The sequence below is a fragment of the Variovorax sp. E3 genome (assembly GCF_016082275.1).
Classification (GTDB): domain Bacteria; phylum Pseudomonadota; class Gammaproteobacteria; order Burkholderiales; family Burkholderiaceae_C; genus Variovorax.
In genome coordinates this window covers 1-1,023 of record NZ_MOWM01000349.1, presented here as the reverse complement: position 1 = coordinate 1,023, position 1,023 = coordinate 1, and the positions used below count along the sequence as shown (strand labels likewise).

Genomic DNA, 1,023 nt, shown 5'->3' with positions numbered 1-1,023 from the left:
CGGCTATCGCGCGCTGGTGCAGCTGTGGGTCGGCCCGGCCGGCCACGTGCGGCGCACGCGCCTGCTGACCTCGACCGGCGCCCCACAACGCGACGCGGCCCTCGAGGCCGCGATGAACACGCTGGTGCTGACCCCGCCCGCGGACGGCGGCGCCGCCGACGAGCCGCTCACCATCCTGCTGTTGCCCCGCACCGAGGGCAGCACCGACGTCTGCGCGGGCGTGGCGCCCGCCGCTTCGCCCTGAGCGCGCCGTGGATTCGCAAGACACCCCCGGCTTCCTGCGCGGCCTGCTGACGAGCCGCTACCTCGATTTTCGCAACCGCCTGCGCCGGCGCTTCGGTTCCGAGGATGTGGCCGACGACGTGCTGCACGAGACCTGGCTGCGCGTGAACCGCATGAGCGACCCCGGCCCGGTGCAAAGCCCGATGGCCTACCTGCTGCGCATCGCGTCGAACGTGGCGGAAGACAAGCGCATTGCCAACGGCCGCCTGCTCGATTTCGTCGAGGTCGAGGAGCTGCTGCACTTTGCCGACGAAAGCCGCGACCCCGCGCGCGTGTCCGAAGCGCGCAGCGAAGTGCAGGCGCTGGAGCGCGCGCTCGAAGAGCTGCCGCGCCGCCGCCGAGAAATTTTCCTGGCCTCGCGCGTGGACGAGACGCCGCACAAGGACATCGCACTGCGCTACGGCGTTTCGGTGCGCATCGTCGAGCGCGAGGTGAAGGCCGCGCTGGTGCATTGCGCGGGCCGTTTGGGGCGAGATGTGATCCAGAGGTTCGGTCCCGGGGCGGGAAAACAGTCAGTAGTAGAAGAATGACGGCCATGACCACCCCGCCCGACGACCTTGCCGCCCTGGAAGCCCAGGCGCGGGACTGGCTCGTGCGCCTGACGTCGGGCCGGGCCACCACGGTGGACGCACAGGACTTCAAGCGCTGGTGCGGCCAGAGCCCGCTGCACGCGCAGGCGATGGCCGAGATGACGCGGCTGTGGGACACGGCCCGGCCCGCCGCCGAGGCGGTGGCGCAGCG

2 protein-coding genes and 1 pseudogene are annotated in these 1,023 nt (G+C 71.6%); all 3 read left to right on the top strand.

All coding sequences use genetic code 11. From position 1 onward, the window contains the following. Nucleotides 1-244: pseudogene (locus tag BMG07_RS40785) on the top strand (hypothetical protein); the annotation flags it as partial. A 7-nt stretch (nt 245-251) separates the two neighbouring features. Next, nucleotides 252-812: an RNA polymerase sigma factor gene (locus BMG07_RS40780; protein WP_307867338.1), complete on the top strand. Its 561-nt coding sequence runs from the start codon at nt 252-254 to the stop codon at nt 810-812. 5 nt (nt 813-817) lie between these two features. Beyond that, nucleotides 818-1,023 (top strand): FecR/PupR family sigma factor regulator (locus tag BMG07_RS40775; protein ID WP_269759913.1); only part of this gene is annotated, 206 nt, incomplete at its 3' end.